General features: G+C 37.3%; 1 protein-coding gene. It reads right to left on the bottom strand.

Going from position 1 to position 1,628, the window contains the following annotated elements; translation table 11 throughout:
• Positions 1-946 (bottom strand): ROK family protein (locus tag ACH2DQ_RS01665; RefSeq protein ID WP_395025250.1); only part of this gene is annotated, 946 nt, incomplete at its 3' end.
• Positions 947-1,628 lie beyond the last annotated feature (682 nt).

Here is a 1,628-nt window from a genome sequence, read left to right as displayed (position 1 = left end):
CGTACAGTATTTCTGCAGACATTTTATCCGGTAAGGTACTGTCAAAATAATCATTAATCAAGGGCAGGCATTCTTTGCGGAAATCATTTCCCCCAAGGGCAATGTATTGCGGATTTAGAATACAGCAGATTCCTGCAATTAGTTTTGCTATAATTCGGGAATATTTCTTATCATCTAAAGGGGAAGACAGCAAATCATCCAGCGTCTTTGTTTCATCCACCGGAAACAGTCCCAATTCTCCTACAAAGTTATTCCAGCCCCGCAAAACTCTTCCGCCAGAAAGAAAACCTGCACTTAGGCAATCGTTATCAAAATGGATATATGCCATATTTATATTTTCACATATTTCTTCCGGGTATTCTTTTAAATAACATCTTCCAAATCCCAGTGTAATGGCATTCAGATCATTTTCCAAAATTACCGGTATTCCATACCGCTGATGTATCGCCTCCCCAATGGGATGATCCTCCAACTGGCCCAGGGGATTTTTTCTCTGATAATTATGCCCATTGACAATTCCAGGAACACCAATACCGATAGACTTTATTTCTATCCTGGTTACCAGTTCATCCAAAAATAAACAGATCGATTCTATGGCATTTTCTCCAGCAGGTAATATACCGCTGTCCTGAATTTCCCCACAGATATTAACGGTTAAATAACGGATACTATCACTTCCCAGACACAGCCCGACCCCGAAAAACCGGTTTTTATTTAATTCGTAGCGGACAGCCTTTCTTCCCCCAATCGATTCATCATATCCGGCATCCACAATCTCGTTATTCATCATCATTTCCGTTAACAGAGTTCTTACAGTTGTGACACTGATTTTCGTTGCCTCTACAATCTCAGACCGTGTAGCTGAGCCCTTTTCTTTAATCGCCTTACGTACAACCGAAAGATTTACTTGTTTTAAAGCATGAGGCTTCCCTAATATATCTTTCATGTTACCTCCTGTCTGACAGACTTTTATAATATACTTATATAAGTTTATAACAAAAGTATATACTCTGTTGTGCTTAAAGTCAAGTGTTAATATCTATGGCATAATATATTTTCGGATGACACCGGGTGAAGCACTGCTGGCTATTCATTCACCTGTTTGACAACGTACTTCATCAGGTTGGTTTTGTTGGTTACTGTTTTGACCCTTCGGAAACTCACAGTAACAGCCGGAAATAGCATCTCAGTTACATATACTGGGGCAGTTCTGGAAACTTTCCAACAGGCATTGAAGATGTGATTAAGTACAGCTTCTGGATGATGAAATTTAACGGGTTTGCGTGATTAGTCTCAAACACGCATAATCACAAAGTAAACGAAGAAAAACCATACTTTTGTAAAAATTAAATTATTTTTAGAGTTTACAATACTATGTAACATTTTAATTCCAATTTGTAATTTTTTTCTTACAAATATGACAATATATTTAAATCTTAATCCAATCTCAATTTACCGCAAACATTATTTATGATATATTTTCTAATATATTAGTACATACTAATAGATTTAATTAACACACTCCGCAGCGCCCCACGCTGTGGAGTACTCCCAAGGAATATATGATTATATTTGTGGAAATATATCTTCTTCACAATTATGGGCTCGGCTGACTTCTCACAGTTCAT

The organism is Robinsoniella sp. (assembly GCF_034124845.1).
Note: the sequence above shows the minus strand (reverse complement) of the source record. Positions and strands in the feature narration are given on the sequence as shown.